We start from the raw sequence: 22,552 nt of genomic DNA on the forward strand, positions 1-22,552 counted from the left end.
TTAGTAATGGCAAAAAGTAATTACGACGGTAATAGTATTGCAGTATTAGAAGGGTTAGAAGCGGTTAGAAGAAGACCCGGAATGTACATAGGAAGTGTTGGAACAAAAGGGCTTAATCATTTGATTTATGAAATTGTTGACAACTCAGTTGATGAACATTTAGCAGGATATTGTAATGAAATAAAAGTAACATTGGAAAAAGACGGTAGTGCTACTATTAGTGATAATGGTCGAGGCATTCCGGTTGATATAAATGATAAGACAGGGCGTCCTGCAGTTGAAGTAGTATTTACAGTACTTCATGCCGGAGGAAAGTTTGGAGACGGAGGTTATAAGATTTCCGGTGGTCTCCATGGTGTTGGTGCATCAGTTGTAAATGCGCTTTCAGTATGGTTAGAGGTAAATGTTAAAAGAGACGGAAAAGTTTATAATCAAAGATATGAGCGTGGGAAAATAATGTATCCTTTGAAAGAAGTAGGAACATGTAGAAAAAATGACACAGGTTCAACAGTACAGTTTTACCCGGATGGCGAAATATTTGAAAAAACTTATTTTAAAGCAGATGCAATTAAAAGCAGATTACATGAAACAGCATATTTAAATCCGAATCTTACAATTATATTTGAAAATAAAAGAGTTGCAGAAGAAGAAGTAATTACTTATCATGAGCCTGATGGAATTTGTGCGTATGTTGCAGAATTAAATAAAGAAAAAGAAAAGGTTCATGATGTAATTTATTTCAAAAAGACTGTTGATGGGATTGAAATGGAAGTAGCATTTCAGTTTGTAAATGAATTTTCTGAAAATATTTTAGGATTTTGTAACAATATTTACACACAGGAAGGTGGAACACATCTTACAGGATTTAAATCAAAATTTACAATGGTAATAAATCAGTATGCAAGGGAATTAGGAATATTAAAGGAAAAGGATGCTAATTTTACAGGGGCAGACGTTAGAAACGGTATGACGGCAGTTGTGGCAGTTAAGCACCCTGAACCAAGATTTGAAGGACAGACAAAGACAAAATTAGATAATCCTGATGCCGGAAAAGTTGCTGCTGAAATTACAGGTGAAGAATTGGTATTGTATTTTGACAGAAATGTTGAAGTACTTAAAAATGTTATTGCATGTGCTGAAAAATCAGCAAAAATCCGTAAGCAGGAAGAAAAAACAAAAACAAATATGCTTACAAAGACAAAGTTTTCAATAGACAGTAATGGAAAACTTGCTAACTGTGAAAGCAGAAAAGCAGAAGAATGTGAGATATTTATTGTCGAAGGAGATTCTGCCGGTGGTTCAGCAAAAAGCGCAAGAAAGCGTAGAACACAGGCAATTTTACCTATAAGAGGAAAAATCTTAAATGTTGAGAAAGCTTCTATCGACAAAGTTCTTGCAAATGCAGAAATTAAGACAATGATTAATGCGTTTGGATGTGGATTTTCTGAAGGCTATGGAAATGATTTTGATATAGAAAAATTAAAGTTTAACAAGATTATTTTAATGACGGATGCCGATGTTGACGGAGCTCATATCGATACATTGTTATTAACATTTTTCTATAGATTTATGCCTGAATTAATTACGCATGGACATGTTTATTTAGCAACACCGCCATTATATAAGGTTGTACCTAAAAAGGGAAAAGGTCAGTATTTATATGATGACAAAGCTTTAGAAAAATACAGAAAAGATCATAAAGGATTTACGCTTCAAAGATATAAAGGCTTAGGAGAAATGGATGCAGACCAGTTGTGGGAAACTACACTTAATCCTGAAACGAGAATTTTGAAGCAGGTAGAAATAGAAGATGCAAGATTAGCATCAGAAGTAACAGAAATGCTTATGGGAAATAACGTAGGACCTAGAAGGGACTTCATTTACGAACATGCGACAGATGCAGAATTAGATATATAAGCATTTAGGAAACAAAATGAATTTATTTTCTATAGATGTTTCCGATTACCAACCCCATCGTAGAGAGGGACAATACATATTATATAGGAGTAACATATGTCAGAACAGATAGTGAAAACAGAATATTCTGAGGTAATGCAAAAATCATACATAGATTATGCTATGAGCGTAATTTGTGCCAGAGCACTTCCTGACGCAAGAGATGGACTTAAGCCGGTACAGAGAAGAGTTTTGTACGCCATGGAACAGTTAGGACTTAACTATGATAAACCACATCGTAAATCAGCACGTATAGTTGGTGAAGCAATGGGTAAATATCATCCACATGGTGACAGCTCAATTTATGAAACATTAGTTGTAATGTCTCAGGATTTTAAAAAGGGAATGGCTTTAGTAGACGGGCACGGAAACTTCGGCTCAATTGAAGGAGACGGAGCTGCCGCAATGCGTTATACGGAAGCAAAATTAAAGAAATTTACACAGGATGTATATTTAGCAGACTTAGATAAAGATGTTGTTGATTTCATGCCTAACTTCGATGAAATGGAAAAAGAACCTGTAGTTCTTCCGGTAAAAGTTCCTAACATTTTAGTTAACGGAGCAGAAGGTATTGCCGTTGGTATGGCAACAAATATACCTACTCATAATTTAGGTGAAGTAATAGATGCAGTTATCGCATATATGGAGAATAATGACATTTCAACAGAAGAATTACTGGAAATAATGCCGGGACCGGATTTCCCAACAGGAGGAATTGTAGCCAACAAATCCGAGTTGGCAGACATTTATAAGACAGGAAACGGTAAATTAAAATTACGTGGAAAGCTTGAATTTGAAAAAGGTAAAGGAAAAGAGAAAGACAAGCTTGTAATAACAGAAATTCCTTACACAATGATAGGTGCTAATATTAGTAAATTTATATCAGACGTTATTTCACTTGTGGAAAATAAAAAAACAAATGATATTGTTGATATTTCAAATGCATCAGATAAAAATGGTATAAGAATAGTACTTGAACTTAAAAAAGGAGCAGATGTAGAAAAACTTACAAATATGCTATATAAAAAGACAAGGCTTGAAGATACATTTGGTGTAAATATGCTTGCCATAGCTGATGGAAGACCGGAAGTTATGGGGCTTAAATCAATAATTAAGTATAATGTGGATTTTCAGTATGAAATAACTACTAGAAAATATACAACAATGCTTAATAAGGCTTTAGAACAAAAAGAAATAAAAGAAGGTCTTATAAGAGCAACAAATATTATTGATTTGATTATTGAAATTATCAGAGGAAGTCAGCAGTTAAAACAGGCAAAGGAGTGTCTTGTAAATGGAAATACTGAAGGCATTAAATTTAAGAATCCTGAATCAGAACTGTTAGCAGCTAATCTTAATTTTACAGAAAAGCAGGCACAGGCAATTCTTGATTTAAGACTTGCTAAATTAATAGGTTTAGAAGTTCTTGCATTGCAGAAAGAATATGAAGATTTAGTAAATAAAATTGCTAAATACGAGGATATTCTTCACAGCAGACGTTCCATGACAAAAGTAATCAAGAAAGATTTGCTTGCAATCAAGAAAGAATATGGTCAGCCAAGAAGAACTGTTATTGAAGATGGAAAAGAAGCTGTATTTGATGATAATAAGATAATTGAGCAGGAAGTAGTATTTGTAATGGATAAATTTGGTTATGCCAAATTAATTGACCAGGCCACATTTGACAGAAACAGAGAAGCGGTAATTAAAGAAAACAAATATTATTTTAATTGCATGAATACAGACAAGGTGTGCATTTTTACAGACAATGGAAACATGCATCAGATAAAGATAATAAAAATGCCGATTAAAAAATTTAGGGATAAAGGTGTTCCAATAGATAATCTTGGAAATTACAGTAGTGCAGGAGAAAGCATTGTGGCATTATTTAGTGCTTCAATGATTAAAGATAAGAAATTATTGTTTACTACTAAAAAAGGTATGATGAAGCTTGTTGATGGCAGTGAATTTGAGACAACAAGAAATACAATTGCAGCTACAAAGCTTGGGGAAGATGACAGTCTTGTAGGAGTTCAGATTACAAGAATTACTTCAAAGCCTGTCGAGGATGAAGAGTATGAAATGCCGATTGCATTAACAGGAGGTTCAGATGACGAATTTATGCCTATGGATGATGTTCAGTTAGAAATGAATTTTGATACACCTTCGCAAATGGATAGTGCAGGAAATAATACAGAACTTCAGTATACAAGGGAAATATTAGTTCTTCAGACGGAAAATGGGGTATTTTTAAGATTTCCACTTAAGGAGATTCCTGAAAAGAAGAAAACTGCAGTTGGTGTAAGAGGAATTAAATTAAATGCAGATGATTGTGTAAGTAATGTTTATCTGTTAGATGTAGGAGACAATGATGTTGTTGAATACAAGGGAAAGAAAGTTGAACTTAGAAAACTTAAAACAGGAAGAAGAGATACGAAAGGTGTTAAAGTCCGAATATAAATAAGGACTTAGGAGAAAAGAGGGATACACTTGAAAAGTAAAATTTTTACAAAAATAGCAAAGAATATACAGGTTACAATTTTAGCAATTGCAATTATCGTAAGTAGCATACAGTTTAGTGGAGTTACGGAAGTCAAAGCAGATGACGCAACATTTGAGGCGAGCATAAGTGGATTTCCGGAAAGTTACAAGCCGTATTTAAGACAGTTACATGCAACATATCCTAACTGGACATTTCAGCCTTTTAATACAGGAATTGATTTTGGAACAGCAGTAGATAATGAAGCATCTAATGACAGAAGTCTTACACATACAAACTATTCAGAGTTTTTACAGAGCAATGCTTCAGGTGACTATAATACAGCTACAGGAAAATATATTGCAAAAGATGGAAGTACATGGGTAACAGCTTCTAAAAATGCAGTAGCATACTTTATGGATCCAAGAAATTTTCTTAACGATACATATGTTTTTATGTTTGAAAATTTAGCATATGATGCAGTTAATCAGACACAGGCAGGCGTTGAGGCAATACTTACAGGTTCATTTATGGCTAATACAAATATAGCTTACCTTGATGCAAATGGAACATATATTCCAACGGCAGAAAGCTATTCATCAAAGATATTGCAGGCGGCTCAGACTTCAGGTGCAAGTGCATATTATATTGCTTCAAAAATATTACAGGAAGTAGGTTCAGGTAGAAACGGAATTTATGCAGGAATGGGAGCAAGTGGAAGTGTATCCGGAAATTATTCAACATCATATAAAGGAATTTATAATTTCTATAATATAGGTGCAAGTACAAGTTCACAGCCCATTTTAAACGGTTTAAAATGGGCTTCAAACGCAAAGAATGGATATGGTACACCTTGGAATACTCCGGGAGCTTCAATAATAGGTGGAGCACAATATATAGCTGAAAAGTATATCAATGTAGGACAGAATACAACATATTTGCAGAAGTTTAATGTAACAGCTAAAAATACATATAAACATCAGTACATGACAAATATATTTGGCTGTGCATCAGAGACAGGAACTACAGCAAAAGCTTATGATACATTGGGAATTAAAAGTAATCAGCGTCATTTTATAATTCCTGTATACAACAATATGCCTGGAGATAATACAACTGTTACAATGGGCAAATCAGGAGATAAGACAGGTGTTATTACATCAAATGTAAATCTTAGACAGGGCCCAAGTACCGGATATAGTTCATTAACTAAATTAAGTAAAGATGATGTCGTTACAATAAAAGAAAACGTGCTTACAGACAGAAATTATTCAGTAAGCTGGTTAAGTAATCCATATTGGACCAAAGTTGATGTAGTAAAAAACGGAGTTTCTTATACAGGATATGTTTCAACAGAATATGTTACACCTGAAGTTGAAAATAATTTGATTACAGGTACAACAGTAAGTGTTAAGGCAACTACATCAAATCCTAATGAAAAAGTAATTTACCGTTCAGACAATCCTGCTGTAGCAACAGTTGATGATGCAGGAAATATTACCGCTGTAGGTGATGGAACAACTACAATAAGAGCATTTGCAGTAAGTGGTAATTTTGCAACATATACAATACAAGTATTCACAAAAGGATGTGTATTAGATAAGACAAAGGCAACAATTGGTGTAGGGAAGAAAGTAAAATTAAATGCAACAGTATATCCTACTGATGCACCGGATAAGACAGTAACATGGACTTCAAGTAACACGTCAGTAGCTAAAGTTTCAAAAACAGGAAAAGTAACAGGTGTTGGAGTAGGAAATGCTACAATATCTGCGACTGCAACAGCTATAGGTGGAGCTGTAGGTACTTGTAAAATTAAAGTTATACGTCCGGTAACAGGAGTAAAACTTAATAAAACAAAGAAGACTTTAAGAGTGGGAAACACATATACTTTAAAAGCAACTGTGATTCCTGAGGATGCTACTAATAAAAATGTAAAATGGAAATCAGATAACACGGCAGTAGCTAAAGTTAAAAAGGGAGTGGTAACAGCAGTAGCTCCGGGAACAGCAACAATTACAGTTACTACTAACAATGGTAAAAAGACAGCAACGGCATTGATAACTGTTATTTCAGGTCAGATTGGCTTTAAGTCTGTTGCTTCATATAATCAGAACACAATTAAACTGACATGGAATGCGGCAACAAATGTAAGTGGATATATTATTTACAGAAGAAACAGTGCAGGCAAATATAAAAAGATTGCTAAATTGTCGGCTTCCGTAACATCATATAAAGATAAAAAACTTGTTACAGGAAACACATATAGCTACAAAATAAGAACTTATACTGTTAGTGGTGGAAAAACACATAAATCATCATTCTCAGCAGCAGCATCTGCAAAAGTAGTTCCAAAGAGGGTAAAATTTGTATCCGCAATGGCGTTGCAGGGAAATAGTGCTGTAGTAAGATGGAAGAGAGATAAATGGGTTACAGGATATCAGGTATACAAAAAGTCAAACATCCAGTTAAAATATAGAAGAGTAAGAACAACAAAGAAAAATACTGTTGTAAAATTTACTGATGGTAAAGCAGTTTCCGGCTATACATATTATTACAAAGTAAGAAGTTACAAGGTAGTTTATGGGAAAAAAGTATATGGAAAATATTCTAAGGTTGTATCTTTGAGCAAATAGCAGTAATATGTAGTAATAAATTAAAAGGAATTGAAAGAGAAAACAATGATAAAGTTAGTTGTAAGCGATGTAGATGGAACATTAATAAAACCGGGGGAGACAAGAATAAGTGAGAAAACATTGTCTCTTTTGGGTGAATTAAAGGAAAAAGGAGTTTTGTTTGCGGTAGCATCAGGGAGAGACTATGATGCTATCAGACCCCTTTTTGGAAAGATAAAAAATGACATTATTTATATCACTAATAATGGTGGAGTTGTTATGTATCAGGGGAAAGTCTTATGTAAGACACCTATAGATAAAATGCTTAGCGTAACAATAATGAATGAAATGCAGAAGAAAAGAGACTGCAGAGTTCTTTTAGCAGGAGAAACAGGATCTTATGTAAGCACATATGATACTGATTTTACAAGATATCTTGCAGAGCATGGATTTTCCACAGAAAATGTAAAGGACTTTAAGGAAGTTAAAGAACCTATTACAAAAATCTCCATATATGCAAAATATGGACTTACAGAGGAATTTTATGAATCAATAGTTGACAGATGGGGTGATAAAATAAAAATCGCCATATCAGGCAATAATTGGGTAGATTTAACTGATGAATATGTGAATAAGGGAAATGCACTTGCAGTTGTACAGCATATATTCGAAGTTACTTCAGAAGATACAGTAACATTTGGAGATAATTATAATGATGTTGAAATGTTTGAACGTTCTTATTATAGTTATGCAATGCAACATTCTCCTTCAGATATAAGAAAGTGTGCAAAGCATATAACTCCTGATGTTGACTCTATATTAGAAGATATTTTGAGAATGTAATTGAAAGGTAGGGTATCAGTTATGATAAAGAAAAAAGTTATTGCCTTAGGCATTAGTATGGTAATGGCAACAACAGTTCTTAGTGGATGTGGTTTAAAAAGCGATACTCCTGTAGTCGGAGATTTGTTTGGACTTAAAAGTGATGAGGCATTTGTAGTAGACAAATTAATATGCTCGGTGTCGGAAGCAAAATTAATAATACTTAACAGTGCAAATAAATACAAAAATGACTTTGGAGGAATTGTTGACTGGAGCCAGAAACTTGAGAAGACTACACTTGGTGATTTTGTAAAAGACGAAGTAAAGAATGATATATCAATCACATACACAATGGCAGCTTTAGCTGATAAGAATAATGTAACAATAGATGATGCAGAAAAGACTTCAATAGCTGCAGCAGCAAAAGAGTATTATAATAGTCTTACAGATGAAGAAAAGGATTATACAACGGCAACAGAAGAGACAGTTGAAACATTATTTACAAATTATTACAAGGCAAAGAAAGCTTATAATACATTGACAGCTAATGTAGGAGAAGAGATAAGCGATGAAGAAGCCAGAGTAATTAAAGTTCAGTATATTCATATCGATACTACAAAGACGAAAACAAATAAAGCAACTAAACAGTTAGAGGAAGTAATAAGTCTTGTTAATGGTGGATATCAGACATTTGCAAAAGAAGCAAAGCAGTATAGTGATGATGAATTAGTAACAAAAACAATAAAGAAAAATGAGGCAACACAGGATTATGAAATTGCCGCATTTGATTTAGCAAATGAAGAAATGAGTTCAATAATTACTCAGGATGACGGATTATATCTGGTATATTGTGAAAACAGTTATTTAAAAGATGAGACAGCACAGAATAAGAGTGCAATTATTGAAAGTACTAAGAATTCTGCATTTAGTAAGGTATATGACAATTATATCAGCGACGTAAAGAGTGATTTTAATACATCTGCATGGGATGATATAGCACTTCCTGATGGAGAAAATATGGTTAGCACAAATATAATGGATGTGTTTGATACTATTGCAGCTGAATAATATAATTTGAATTATTTAAGATTGGGATTGTGAGTGTACATGACACAAAAAATCCGTAAGTATCCAAACTGGGGTTTTTGACCCAACATATATTTAATTTAATAATAAAAAAAGAACTGAAAATGATACGTTAATGTCAAGCAGACAAAATATCATTTTCAGTTCTTTTTTTATATTGTTATGAATGAAATATAATACATTGATATATATTCGTATTAGTATATATTCATATCTATGCTTATTATTAATTCTAATTCATAAATCTTTTATTTGACTAATGCTCAGGAACTTTAGGATTATTATCTGTAACATTGTCTTGAGAAGTTATTTCTTCCTAATTGTTTTTATTGTTGTTTTTACTTATATTTTCATTTTTCATCTTTTGGGCATCTTCTTTTTTGTTCTTGTTACCATTGTTGTTTATATCATCTTTTTTTATTAATGCAATTAATTTTTTCTTAAATATAAGAGCTAAAAGAATTAACAATGATACAAGTGAAATAAGTATTCCGTAAACAAATCCACTAGGTGTATATTTAAATGTAACGGAGTGTGTTCCCTGTGATACATAAACACCCATTAATGAGCCGGAACATATAGCAATAGGTTTTACTTTGTTCCCGTCAACATATACTGACCAACCTTTGTCATATGGGATTGAAGTGTAAAGTAATCCGCTTGATGCAGCAGTTACAGAACCTTCAATTTTAGTATCTTTAAATGATTCGATAGTGTATGGCTGAGAATTTAATAATTCATAATCAACAGCCCATGCATCACTGTCAAAAGCATAACCATAGCATTCGGAAATTGCAGAACCATCTCCGGCTGTAATTGTAATTGTGCTTCCTTTCTCAACGGTACCGATATGGCAGATATAATTCTGCTGAGTTGATGAGAAAGATTGTGATGTTGTAACACCATCAGGTGTAGTAATATTGGCATTTAAAGTTTCAGCAGATGTAGGACAGTAGAAATATACATCCAAACTTGACGGTGTGACAGTTGGAATATTATTATCTGTTCCGTCGCTTGGAGCAAATTCTGCAGTAAATGAAGCTGTACTGTCTGACTGAATTTTATGGAATATTGTACTGCCACCGCTAATAGCTGTAGTTACAAAACTGTTTTGAATTGTAAATGGGTCACTACCTGATAAATCCCATTCAGACATTGTACTTGAGTTAATTACAAATCCAAGAGGAAGACTCTTTTCATATTTATAAATATTAAGTGTTGTCTGATTATTTCCATCAGCCATATAACTTGCTGATGATAAAAGTGAACTCTCTGTTGGGAAAGAAGTATCACCGGTAGAGTATTCATATCTTAATGAGAATAAAGCTGCTGTAAGTGGAGTAATTCCATATGATGAATAAGCGTTAAATGATGTCTGTAATCCGATAGAAGTAAAGTAATCCTGAATAGCTGCGGATGATACAGATGAGAAAGTAGAAATACTATTGTATTTGAACAATGCTCCATCATTACGTGTTCTATGTGATAACTGTTCGCTTCTATAGAACTTAACTCCATCAGCGTCAGCATCTTTCTTTGCAGCTTCATTTAACTGCTTGAAGGCTTCGTTACTTTCAACATAAGCATCCCTGTTAGAAGTACTTGGAATACCTGTAACGTTGAAGTTAAGAGTTAATTCTATAAATACAACTATTGTTAATAAATATGAAATAAGGAATTTAAAATTCTCATGATATTTATACAATGCAATAAGTACAACGTAAATAACAAGGAATAATAAACTTGTGTAAATTATTTTTGTAATGTCTGTTGTTATTACTAAATCACTGAAAAAGTCAGCATTCTTGAACAATTCTTCTAATACAAGAATTAATAAAGCAGAGCCTGCAAAAGTAGCGACTAAATGTTTTCCATTTATTTCTCTTATATGTAAAAATGCTTCATATGCCATAGTTACAATAAGAAAAATGTAAATAAATGATTCTCTACATGGAAGGCTGTTTGGAAAATGGAATCCATGCCATATGTAGTTTGGAATATTAAAACTAAAGCTTAAAAGGAAAATTAAAGCTAAAGCTGTTTTACCAATTCGCTCTTTGATATTAATTTTTTTGCAGATTACAAATAATGGAACCAAAATAAATACTATGATAGAACAGTAGATATTAGGGTCATGTGGATACTTTAAATCTGCAACTGGAATTGCAAATAACGATCTGAATAACATATATAATACTGAAAAATATTCTTCAAGTTTTTCAGGAAAACTTGAGTCAGCAGATTTTGTTGTTAAAAGGTTAAAATATTCAGGAAGAACAACGCATGCTGCAAGTCCACCTGCTAATAATGAATATAAAGCAAAATCTTTAATTGCAATAAGGTGAGATTTAACTTTATTTATTTCTTCATCAAAATTACGAACTAATGATAAGTAAATGAAGTATAAAACACTGTAAATACATAACATAATTGCTATATAGTAATTAGAAAAAATTGTTAAAGCAAGAGAAATGCAGTACATTTTACATTTTCCTTCATTAACAAGTCTTTCAAGTCCAAGCATAATAAATGGAAGAAGGAACATACAGTCAAGCCACATAATGTTCCAGCTAAAAGCTGCAAAATATGCTGATAAAGCATAAAGCATACTAAATATCACAACGATTAAGTCTTTATTACCAAATCTTTTTGAAAGATAGTATGCAGCTGAAAAACCGGCAAGTCCCATTTTAGCAACAATAAAGAAACTTACTGCATCTGAAATTGTTCCCGGTAAAAATAAAACTAAGAGATTGAACGGACTTGCAAGATAGTAAGCCGCAAGAGCTACAAAGTTCATACCACCACCAATTTCCCAGGTATAAAGAAGGCTGCCACCGGAAGATAATTTTTCTTTTAAAATATCTAAGTAAGGTGCATACTGATGATAACAGTCACTACGAAGGTACATTTGGTCTCCAAAAGGATAGACATCCTTAAAGTAGTAAACAAATAACATTGAAATTACAGGCAAAATAAAAGCAAGCAAATATAACTTGTTTTCATCGAACCATTTTGAGATTGAAAAATTTTTCTTGTTCATTTTTATTCTCCTTAAACATCCTCAATTCATTATATATTAATGTAAACACGAACCGATATAAATATAAGTCCGCTTTACTTAAAAATAAATAATTTACTTATTATGTAATTGATAATTACCGTTAAAATCATGGCAAATATCTTAGTACGATATATATTGAAAGCCGCAAGCTGTGCTATTAATAACATTACTTCAGTCATGATAAGGGTGGCAAATCTTGCACACACAAATTTATTAAAGGAATGTAAAACATCCTTAATATTATCAAAACCCATTTTAAAAACCCATCGTCTGTTAGTCGAGAATGAAAATATCACGGCACATAACCATGACAATGCATTTGAAAACATAACGTTCATTCCAAGAACAGACAAAAATGCATAAACGCAATAATCTATAATAGCTGTAAATACGCCAAAAAAGATGTATGATATCATTTCATAACTTAAAAGACCATATAGAAACTGCCTTATTTCAGGATTTTTTATATGGCACAAAATAGCCTTGCGGATAACAATAATTGAATCTTTTACTTTCATAATTTATTATCCTTTTTATTATCTTTTATCTGTAAAATCGGGTGATTGGTAAAAAGTAATAAAATCATCGTAATAACTAACAATGATAATAATTAAACACAAAGACCATTTTACTATAAAATGTAAAAAAAGGAAAGACAAAAAGCCTGACAATCAATTGACAGTCAGGCTTTTAAATTTTAATTAATTATTTATTGTTATTTTTTTCTAATTCCTGCATTTTCATAGCTCTTACTTTTAATGGTAAGCCAAATAAAGTAATGAATCCGTCAGCGTCATGATGGTCATATAAATCACCTGTTGTAAATGATGCAAGACTTTCATTATATAATGAATATGGAGAAGTTGTTCCGGCTTTAATAATGTTTCCTTTGTAAAGTTTGAATTTAACTTCACCTGTAACATATTCCTGAGTTGATTCAACAAATGCCTGAACTGCTTCACGAAGAGGAGTAAACCATTTTCCTTCGTATACAATCTGAGCTAACTTGTTGCCCATATCTTTCTTTGTTTCCATTGTAGCACGGTCAAGAACTAATTCTTCAAGCTGTCTGTGAGCTTCCATAAGAATTGTTCCACCTGGAGTTTCATAAACACCACGTGATTTCATACCAACTACACGGTTTTCAACGATATCGATAATTCCAATTCCGTGCTTTCCACCAAGACGGTTTAATTCACGAATGATGTCAGAAACTTTCATCTGCTTTCCGTTAACTGAAGTAGGAACACCCTTTTCAAATGTCATTGTAACATATTCAGGTTCATCAGGTGCCTTTTCAGGAGAAACACCTAAAACTAAAAGATGTTCATAGTTTGGTTCATTTGCAGGATCTTCTAATTCTAAGCCTTCATGGCTGATGTGCCATAAGTTTCTGTCACGGCTGTAACTTTGATCTGTACCAAATGGAAGGTCAATTCCATGAGCTTTACAATATTCAATTTCAGCTTCACGTGAATCCATTTTCCACTTATCATCTCTCCAAGGAGCAATAATCTTAATGTCAGGAGCTAAAGCTTTGATACTAAGCTCGAAACGAATCTGGTCATTACCTTTACCTGTAGCACCGTGGCAAATAGCAACTGCACCTTCTTTTCTTGCAATTTCAACTAATCTTTTTGCAATGCCCGGACGAGCCATTGAAGTACCTAATAAGTACTTGTTTTCATATACGGCGTCAGCCTGAACGCAAGGAACAATATAGTCATCGCAAAATTCATCTGTAATGTCTTCTATATATAATTTAGTAGCGCCTGAATATTTGGCTCTTTCTTCAAGACCATCTAATTCTTCACCCTGTCCACAGTCTACACAACAGCAAACTACATCATAATTATAATTTTCTTTTAACCAAGGGATGATAGCAGTAGTATCAAGTCCACCTGAGTATGCTAAAACAACTTTCTCTTTCATGTGATTCCTCCATTAATATTTTTACTATCTGATACTATACAACAATGATGTATAAAATGCAAGATAAAATTAAAAATGAGCTATTTTATGCAAAATTTAAAGAATATATTGCATAATATGCATAAAAGATGTATACTGAACCACGGACAAAAGAAAGAGAAATTAATAAATTTATATCTTTAATAAGAAAAGATAGGATTACAGTAACCAATCTTTGACATATATAAAGGAAAGGATTAAAATAAAAGTTACGGCAATTAAATAGGTAATTATAGAATTTAGTTAGTTTTTTACCGAATAAATAGAGGAGGCTGTTATGATAAAAGTAGGAATCATAGGTGCTACAGGATATGCGGGAGTAGAAATAGTAAGATTGCTTCAGCAGCATAAAGATGCAGAGGTTGTATGGTATGGCTCAAGAAGCTATATAGATAAGAAGTATGCAGACGTATTTGCGAATATGTTTGAGATAGTTGATGAAAAATGTCTGGATGACAATATAGAAGAGTTGGCAGATAAAGTAGATGTAATATTTACAGCAACACCACAGGGATTATGTTCATCATTAGTTAATGAAGAAATATTAAATAAGGTAAAGATTATAGATTTAAGTGCAGACTTCCGAATTAAGGATGTTGCTACTTATGAAAAATGGTACAAGATAGAACACAAAAGTCCTGAATTTATAGATGAAGCTGTTTATGGATTATGTGAAATAAATAGGGAAAAGACAAAGAAAGCAAGATTGATTGCAAATCCGGGATGTTACACTACATGTAGCATTTTGTCAATATATCCTATGGTAAAAGAAGGATTAATTGATCCAAAATCAATTATTATAGATGCTAAATCAGGAACGTCAGGAGCAGGAAGAGGAGCAAAAGTTCCAAACTTATTTTGCGAAGTAAATGAAAACATAAAAGCTTATGGTGTAGGAACACACAGACACACACCTGAAATAGAAGAGCAGTTAGGATATGCTGCAGGCGAAGAAGTGCTTATAAACTTCACACCACACTTAGTACCAATGCAGAGAGGAATATTAGTAACTGCATACGCAAATCTCAAAAAAGAAGTTACATATGAAGAAGTAAAAGCAGTTTACGATAAATATTATAAAAAAGAACAGTTTATAAGAGTATTAGAAAACGAAACACCACCTGAAACAAGATGGGTAGAAGGAAGCAATTATGTAGATGTAAGCTTCAAAATAGATGAAAGAACAGGACGAATCATAATGATGGGAGCCCTTGACAACCTCATAAAAGGAGCAGCAGGCCAGGCAGTCCAAAACATGAATATAATATTTGGATTACCGGAAAACGAAGGCTTACAACAAGTACCAATGTTCCCATAAGTACAACTTATCGCCATTCTACTAACCATACAAAACATATTGGGCAAGCTAGCTTGCAAACAATATGTTTTGTATGGTTAGAGAAGCACGGCGAAAGCCGTGTTGCACATCGGAACGAAGAGACGATGTGAAAAGAATGGCGAAAGTCAGGGAATCACAAATGTAAACACAGCGAGATGAAAGTTGCAAAGCAACTGGAATCGAGCTGAATATGGAAACATATTGGGCAAGCTAGCTTGCAAACAATATGTTTTGTATGGTTAGAGAAGCACGGCGAAAGCCGTGTTGTACATCGGAACGAAGAGACGATGTGAAAAGAATGGCGAAAGTCAGGGAATCACAAATGTAAACACAGCGAGATGGAATCTGCGAAGCAGATGTAAAATTTGGAGGCAATATAATGAAGAAAATAAAAGGCGGCGTAACAGCACCACAGGGCTTTTCAGCAATGGGCTTAAACGCAGGAATAAAAAAAGATAAAAAAGACATGGCAATGATATACAGTGTTGTACCTTGTACAGCAGCAGGAACATTTACAACAAATCAGGTAAAAGCAGCTCCCGTAAAATGGGATCAGAAAATGATATATGAAAACGAATTTTCACAGGCAGTTGTATGTAACAGCGGAGTAGCTAATGCATGCACAGGTGAAGAAGGCATGAAATACTGTGAAGAAATGGCACAGGAAACAGCAGCAATGCTTGGGATTGACAAGGAAAGCGTATTAGTTGCATCTACAGGTGTAATAGGAGCTCAACTTCCTATGGATAAAATTGTAAACGGAATAGGAATGCTCGTACCTACATTAGATGCAAGTTTAGATGGTGGACATTTGGCAGCGGAAGCAATAATGACAACAGATACAGTACCAAAAGAAGTAGCAGTTGAATTAATGATAGGTGGCAAGAAGGTTACAATTGGTGGTATGTGTAAAGGATCAGGAATGATTCATCCAAATATGTGTACAATGTTAGGATTTATTACAACCGATGTTAACATTTCAAAAGATTTATTATATGAAGCATTAAGTAATGATATAAAAGATACATTTAACATGATTTCTGTAGATGGAGATACATCCACAAACGATACAGTATTATTACTTGCAAATGGATTAGCAGAAAATAAAAAGATTACTGAAAAGAACAAAGACTATTATAAATTTGTAGAAGCATTACATGAAGTAACAGTAACTTTATCAAAGAAGATTGCAGGAGACGGTGAAGGGGCAACAGCTCTTTTAGAAGTAAAAATGATTAACTGCGAATCAAAAGAACAGGCAGTTACATTAGCGAAATCTGTAGTTACATCAAGTCTTGTAAAAGCAGCAATTTACGGACATGATGCAAACTGGGGAAGAATCTTATGCGCAATGGGATATTCAACAGCTAAATTTAATCCTGATAGTGTAGATATTTATTTTGAAAGCAAAGTTGGAAAATTAAAAATAGTTGAAAATGGTAGAGCAACAGATTACAGTGAAAAGATGGCTACAAAGATTTTGTCAGAGCCTGAAGTTACAACAATTGCTGATGTGAAAATGGGAGATTGTGAAGCAACAGCATGGGGATGTGATTTGACTCATGAATATGTATCAATTAATGCAGATTACAGAAGTTAAAAAAGCAATTAATAATAAAAAAAGGAATAGAGAAAGAAGGATAGGCAGGCCATGATTATGAAGGGATCAAAAGAACTTGAGATGGAAAAATGGATTGAAAAAGGAAATGTATTAATTGAAGCGTTACCTTATATTCAGAGATTTAGCAGAAAAATTATTGTTATTAAATACGGCGGAAGTGCTATGCTTGATGAAAACTTTATGCAGAGTGTAATACAGGATATTACTCTTTTGAAATTAGTAGGATTTAAGCCAATCATCGTTCATGGTGGAGGTAAAGCAATAAGCGGTTTTGTTAATAAGCTTGGAATGGAGCCAAAATTCATAAACGGATTAAGAGTAACAGATGAAGATACATTAGAAGTTGCGGAAATGGTCCTTAATAAAGTAAATAAACAACTTGTTCAGATTGTGGAACAGCTTGGCGTAAAAGCAATCGGAATAAGTGGTAAAGACGGTGGCATGCTTAATGTTAAAAAGAAATATTCACAGGGTGAAGATATTGGATATGTAGGAGAAGTAACAAAGGTAAATCCGGATATCCTTTTAGATTTGATAGAAAAGGATTTCCTTCCTATTGTATGTCCGATAGGATTGGATGAAGATTTCCACGGATATAATATTAATGCTGATGATGCTGCAAGTGCAATCGCAGAAGCAGTAAATGCAGAAAAATTGGCATTCCTTACAGATACAGAAGGTGTTTATATGGATAAGGATGATCCAAATACAGTTATTTCTGAAATGACAGTATCTGAAGCAAAAAATTTGATTGAGGATGGAACTATTCAGGGAGGAATGCTTCCTAAGATTAATAACTGTATAAATGCTATTAACAATGGCGTTTCACGAGTACATATTTTAGATGGAAGAATTCCACACTGCTTATTACTTGAAATATTTACAAATAAAGGTATCGGAACAGCTATTTTAGCAGATGACCAGGAAAAATTTGGGAATGAATAGAAAACAAAATGAAGAGAGTTTTTCTATAAATATTTCCTATAATTAGCCAACAATCAAAGGATGTGGCAATATATTTATACAAGGAGAAATGAAATGACAGCTCAGGAATATATGGATAAAGCAGAGCAATTTTTAGTACATACATACAACAGATTTAAAATTGTAATAGAAAAAGGCGACGGAGTATATTTGTATGATGTAAATGGAAAGAAATATTTGGACTTTGCAGCAGGAATTGCTGTATTTGCATTAGGATATAATAATAAAAAATATAATGATGCATTGAAAGCGCAGATTGACAAGGTAATACACACTTCTAATTTATATTACAATGTACCGGCAATTGAAGCAGCACAAAAAGTTGTTGAGGCAACAGGTCTTAAAAAAGTGTTTTTCACAAATAGTGGAACAGAGGCAATTGAAGGTGCTATAAAAATGGCTAAAAGATATGCGTATGACAGGGACGGTCATGCAAATCATGAAATTATAGCTATGAACCATTCTTTTCACGGAAGAACATTAGGAGCGTTGGCAGTTACAGGAAATGCACATTATCAGGAACCATTTGGACCTATGATTGATGGAATAAAATTTGCTGAGTACAACAATCTTGAAAGCGTTGAGTCATTAATAACTGATAAAACATGCGCGATTGTTTTAGAAACACTTCAGGGCGAAGGTGGAATATATCCTGCAGATGAAGAATTTATCAAAGGAATAAGAAAGCTTTGTGATGAAAATGATATAATAATGATTTGTGATGAAATTCAATGTGGAATGGGACGAACAGGCAAAATGTTTGCTTATGAACATTATGGAATAAAACCGGACATCGTTACAGTAGCAAAAGCATTAGGTTGTGGTGTTCCTGTTGGAGCATTTGTTGCAGGAGAAAAAACATGTAACTCGCTAGTACCGGGAGATCACGGAACTACATATGGTGGAAATCCATTAGCTACTGCAGCAGTTTCTACGGTATTTGATTTATTTAAAGAAGAAAAAATCGTAGAAAATGTAAATGAAGTTGCTCCATATTTGGAAGAAAAATTGGATGAAATAGTTAAAGATTTTGACAATGTAACTGCAAGAAGAGGAAAAGGATTTATGCAGGGACTTGTCCTTACAACACCTGTAGGAGATACAGTTAATAAGGCTATTGAAAATGGTTTATTAGTAATTTCAGCCGGAAGCGATGTATTAAGAATGGTACCACCACTTACGATAACAAAAGAAAATGTTGATGAAATGATAGAAATATTAAGAAAGTCATTAGTATAAAAATTTCAAAACCTCACATAATACTTCAAAAGGGAGGAAAGTATTATGTGGGGTTTTATTATTGCATTAATTTCAGGAGCTCTAATGAGTATTCAGGGAGTTTTTAATACGAAAGTAACGGAAAGTTCAAGTATGTGGGTCGCAAACAGCTGGGTACAGTTTACAGCTTTAATTGTCTGCATAATTGCATGGTTTGTAACAGGCAGGGAAAGTATGACTGCAATATTTAATGTAGAACATAAATACATGCTTCTTGGTGGAACTATAGGGGCAGTAATTACATGGACAGTAATTAAAAGTATGGATAATCTTGGCCCGGCGCAGGCTGTACTGATAATTGTTATTTCTCAGATTGTTGTTGCATATCTGATAGAAGTTTTTGGAATATTTGGAGTGGAAAAGGTACCTTTTGAGTGGAGTAAATTAGTGGGAGTTGTTTTAGCCGTTGTGGGTATATTTATATTTAAAAAATAAAGTTAGCATATAAAGTAGATTAATATTAAATAAAATCAATAAAATCAGGTATTTGGATATTGCGATTTGAAATTTTATTAGGTATTATTATTGTGTACGTTTAAGGGAAACTCCGTAAAAAGGAGGAAAAATGTACAAAATATTAAATAAATTAAGTTATTTTACAAAGAATGTAAGCATTGTAGTGTTGATGATATGTGCAGGTATTATTTTAACGGGATGCGATGATTCTAAGGAAATAATGATTAACGAAGAAACAATTGAAGAGAGTTATGAATATACAGAAAATAAAAATCATATTTATGTATATTTAAGTGGAGAAGTTGAAAGCCCGGGTGTTTATAAATTAGAAAATGAAGCAAGATTATATCAGGCAATAGAGTTAGCAGGGGGCATGACAAAAAATGCCCAGAAAGAATATTTAAATCTTGCAGAGACAGTATATGATGGACAACAGATTCATATATTGTCTAAGAAAGAATATAAGAAAAGTCAGGAGCAGGACACTGATATTGTGCAGAATACAGATAGTGATAATGCTTTGATAAATATTAATACAGCGACACCTGAAGAACTACAGAGTCTTTCAGGAGTAGGTGAAACAAGGGCTAAGGCTATAATAGAATACAGGGAGAAGAATGGAAAGTTTCAGACAATAGAAGACATAAAGAATGTGTCAGGAATTGGAGATTCTACTTTTGAAAATATACAAAATGATATAACTGTAAAATAGAAGAAGAGGTATAAATGAAGGTTTTAGTGGTAGATGATGAGAAATTAATTGTTAAAGGAATCAAATTTAGTCTTGAACAGGACGGAATGGATGTTGATTGTGCATATGATGGTGGAGAAGCTATAGAGAAAATCAGAGAGAATATATATGATATGGTTTTACTTGATTTAATGCTTCCGATATTTGACGGGTATGAAGTGTGCCAACAGGTGCGTGAATTTTCAGATGTTCCAATAATTATGCTTACGGCTAAAGGCGATGATATGGACAAAATATTAGGACTTGAATACGGTGCAGATGATTATATCACAAAACCTTTTAATATTTTAGAAGTTAAGGCCAGAATCAAAGCAATAAACCGAAGAAATACGAAGAAGGCACCTAAGGCTGTGGAAAAGCCAAAGGTTATTGTAAGTGGTGATATGAAGCTTGATTTAGAAGATAAGAGATTATTTATCGAAGGAAAAGAAATAAATGTAACGTCAAAAGAATTTGATTTGTTAGGACTTTTAGCGACAAATGTTGGAAAAGTTTACAGCAGAGATGAATTGTTAAGATTGGTATGGGGAACTCATTTCCCGGGAGATGCAAGAACAGTAGATGTTCATGTTAGAAGATTAAGAGAAAAAATAGAAAAAAATCCTGCCCAGCCACAGTACGTACATACAAAATGGGGAATGGGATACTTTTTCCAGGGTTAAATAAATGAAGAAGATAGTAGATAAATTTATAAATGTTATTACAAGTATGAGATTTAAAGTATTTGTAATAACATTTATTGCGATTATAATACCGGTTATTGGCTCGAATTTTTTAATTGGAAAGATGGCGGTCAATAACTATTCAAAACAAAGATTTGAAAAATTTAAAACACAAAATTATATACTTAGAAACTGTATATTAAGCGAAAATTATATGGACAACCAGGATTCTGAAATTGCTGAGGCAGAAATGTCGCAACTTGCTACAGGATTTGAAGGAAGAGTTGAAGTTATAAATAGTGACTATATTATAATAAAGGACACATATAATTCAGACGAAGGAAAAACAAATATTTCTTCAAGTGTTATAAAGGCAATGACAGGTGATGAAGTATATAATTATTATGAGGAGCAGGAATATGTTGAATATGTACTGCCCATAATGTCTACTGTTACAGATGTAAATGGTAACAGTCAGACTAAAATACTTGGAGCAATGTATACAAGATATTCAACAACAGCATTTAAGGAATTTTATTACACAATACTTAACTACATAGTTGTTATTGATTTACTCTTGGGAGTATTTGCATTGATAATGTCATGGATTTGTTCAAGAATATTAGTTAAGCCTATTAAGAGTATAGAAGAGTCTATTGAACGTATTTCAACCGGAAATTTGAAGGCGAATATTGAAGAAAAAGGTGAGACGGAAGTTAAAAACATAATCAGGGAATTTAACCAGATGGTTGAAATAATTGCTAAGCAGGATGAGTCAAGACAGCAATTTGTTTCAAATGTATCCCATGAATTAAAGACACCAATAACTTCAATGAAGGTTCTTGCGGATTCTTTAGTAGGTCAGGAAAATGTGCCGGAAGAATTGTATCAGGAATTTTTGACGGATATAGCAAAAGAAATTGACCGTGAAAATGATATAATAACAGATTTGCTTAATCTGGTAAGAATGGACAGTGGAAATGATAAACTTAATATTTCAACAGTAAATATTAATGAACTTGTTGAAAGCACTTTAAAGAGATTAAGACCTATAGCAGAAGTAAAAAATATTGAAGTTGTGCTTGAAAGTTTCAGACCTGTAATGGCAGATGTAGATGAAGTCAAATTTAACATGGTTGTAACTAATTTAGTTGAAAATGCCATTAAATATAATGTGACTGACGGATGGGTAAGAGTATCGCTAAATGCAGATCATCAGTATTTCTATCTCAAAGTTGCAGACTCAGGAATTGGAATCGAAGATGACCAGCAGGAGCATATTTTTGAAAGATTTTTCAGAGTTGATAAGGCAAGAGCAAGAGAAACAGGTGGCACAGGACTTGGTTTGTCAATAACTAAAAATATTATATTGCTTCATGAAGGTACAGTTAAAGTTCATAGTAAAGAGGGAGAAGGAACTACATTTACAGTTCGTATTCCATTAAAGTATATTGAACAATAAAGATTG

At 33.2% G+C, this 22,552-nt stretch carries 16 protein-coding genes; 13 read left to right on the top strand and 3 right to left on the bottom strand.

Features of this window, described 5'->3' with window-relative positions:
• Positions 1–6 precede the first annotated feature (6 nt).
• From N5B56_RS05505 to N5B56_RS05525, 5 genes are all read left to right on the top strand, one after another.
• Entirely contained in the window at positions 7–1,917 is a 1,911-nt protein-coding gene (locus N5B56_RS05505) for a DNA gyrase/topoisomerase IV subunit B (protein ID WP_022089384.1), read from the top strand.
• Between the two features lie 96 nt (positions 1,918–2,013).
• The gene (locus N5B56_RS05510; RefSeq protein ID WP_022089383.1) at positions 2,014–4,416 is read left to right on the top strand and encodes a DNA gyrase/topoisomerase IV subunit A; all 2,403 of its coding nucleotides are present in this window, start codon (positions 2,014–2,016) and stop codon (positions 4,414–4,416) included.
• A gap of 30 nt (positions 4,417–4,446) precedes the next feature.
• A complete protein-coding gene (locus N5B56_RS05515; protein ID WP_260978539.1) occupies positions 4,447–7,071 on the top strand; it encodes an Ig-like domain-containing protein in 2,625 nt (874 codons plus the stop codon).
• 45 nt (positions 7,072–7,116) lie between these two features.
• The gene (locus N5B56_RS05520; RefSeq protein WP_022089381.1) at positions 7,117–7,893 is read left to right on the top strand and encodes a Cof-type HAD-IIB family hydrolase; all 777 of its coding nucleotides are present in this window, start codon (positions 7,117–7,119) and stop codon (positions 7,891–7,893) included.
• A gap of 21 nt (positions 7,894–7,914) precedes the next feature.
• A complete protein-coding gene (locus N5B56_RS05525) occupies positions 7,915–8,940 on the top strand; it encodes a peptidylprolyl isomerase (protein ID WP_022089380.1) in 1,026 nt (341 codons plus the stop codon).
• Between the two features lie 334 nt (positions 8,941–9,274).
• Here the strand turns inward: N5B56_RS05525 and N5B56_RS05530 are convergent, their stop codons facing one another.
• The 3 genes from N5B56_RS05530 to N5B56_RS05540 form a co-directional block, all read right to left on the bottom strand.
• On the bottom strand, positions 9,275–12,001 hold the full coding sequence (locus tag N5B56_RS05530) for a YfhO family protein (protein WP_260978540.1): 2,727 nt from the start codon (positions 11,999–12,001) through the stop codon (positions 9,275–9,277).
• A 74-nt stretch (positions 12,002–12,075) separates the two neighbouring features.
• Positions 12,076–12,540, bottom strand: a complete 465-nt coding sequence (locus tag N5B56_RS05535; RefSeq protein WP_117909862.1) for a GtrA family protein — start codon at positions 12,538–12,540, stop codon at positions 12,076–12,078.
• A 187-nt stretch (positions 12,541–12,727) separates the two neighbouring features.
• Positions 12,728–13,954 (bottom strand): argininosuccinate synthase, encoded by a 1,227-nt coding sequence (locus N5B56_RS05540; protein WP_022089377.1) that lies wholly within the window; start codon positions 13,952–13,954, stop codon positions 12,728–12,730.
• 316 nt (positions 13,955–14,270) lie between these two features.
• Here N5B56_RS05540 and argC point away from each other — a divergent pair, with 316 nt between their 5' ends.
• The 8 genes from argC to N5B56_RS05580 all read left to right on the top strand — a co-directional run bounded on the left by argC (position 14,271) and on the right by N5B56_RS05580 (position 22,546).
• On the top strand, positions 14,271–15,311 hold the full coding sequence (gene argC / locus N5B56_RS05545) for an N-acetyl-gamma-glutamyl-phosphate reductase (protein WP_260978541.1): 1,041 nt from the start codon (positions 14,271–14,273) through the stop codon (positions 15,309–15,311).
• A gap of 400 nt (positions 15,312–15,711) precedes the next feature.
• On the top strand, positions 15,712–16,932 hold the full coding sequence (gene argJ / locus N5B56_RS05550) for a bifunctional glutamate N-acetyltransferase/amino-acid acetyltransferase ArgJ (protein ID WP_118565235.1): 1,221 nt from the start codon (positions 15,712–15,714) through the stop codon (positions 16,930–16,932).
• Between the two features lie 51 nt (positions 16,933–16,983).
• Positions 16,984–17,898, top strand: a complete 915-nt coding sequence (gene argB, locus N5B56_RS05555; protein WP_117909864.1) for an acetylglutamate kinase — start codon at positions 16,984–16,986, stop codon at positions 17,896–17,898.
• Between the two features lie 93 nt (positions 17,899–17,991).
• Positions 17,992–19,176 (top strand): aspartate aminotransferase family protein, encoded by a 1,185-nt coding sequence (locus tag N5B56_RS05560; RefSeq protein WP_178515927.1) that lies wholly within the window; start codon positions 17,992–17,994, stop codon positions 19,174–19,176.
• 45 nt (positions 19,177–19,221) lie between these two features.
• A complete protein-coding gene (locus tag N5B56_RS05565; RefSeq protein WP_022089372.1) occupies positions 19,222–19,650 on the top strand; it encodes a DMT family transporter in 429 nt (142 codons plus the stop codon).
• A 130-nt stretch (positions 19,651–19,780) separates the two neighbouring features.
• Positions 19,781–20,383, top strand: coding sequence for a helix-hairpin-helix domain-containing protein (locus tag N5B56_RS05570; RefSeq protein ID WP_260978542.1), 603 nt, complete (start codon positions 19,781–19,783; stop codon positions 20,381–20,383).
• Between the two features lie 14 nt (positions 20,384–20,397).
• Positions 20,398–21,084: a response regulator transcription factor gene (locus tag N5B56_RS05575; protein WP_117909865.1), complete on the top strand. Its 687-nt coding sequence runs from the start codon at positions 20,398–20,400 to the stop codon at positions 21,082–21,084.
• 4 nt (positions 21,085–21,088) lie between these two features.
• Entirely contained in the window at positions 21,089–22,546 is a 1,458-nt protein-coding gene (locus tag N5B56_RS05580; RefSeq protein ID WP_260978543.1) for a sensor histidine kinase, read from the top strand.
• Positions 22,547–22,552: the final 6 nt, after the last annotated feature.

This window comes from Eubacterium album (genome assembly GCF_025336545.1).
GTDB lineage: Bacteria > Bacillota > Clostridia > Lachnospirales > Lachnospiraceae > Eubacterium_U > Eubacterium_U album.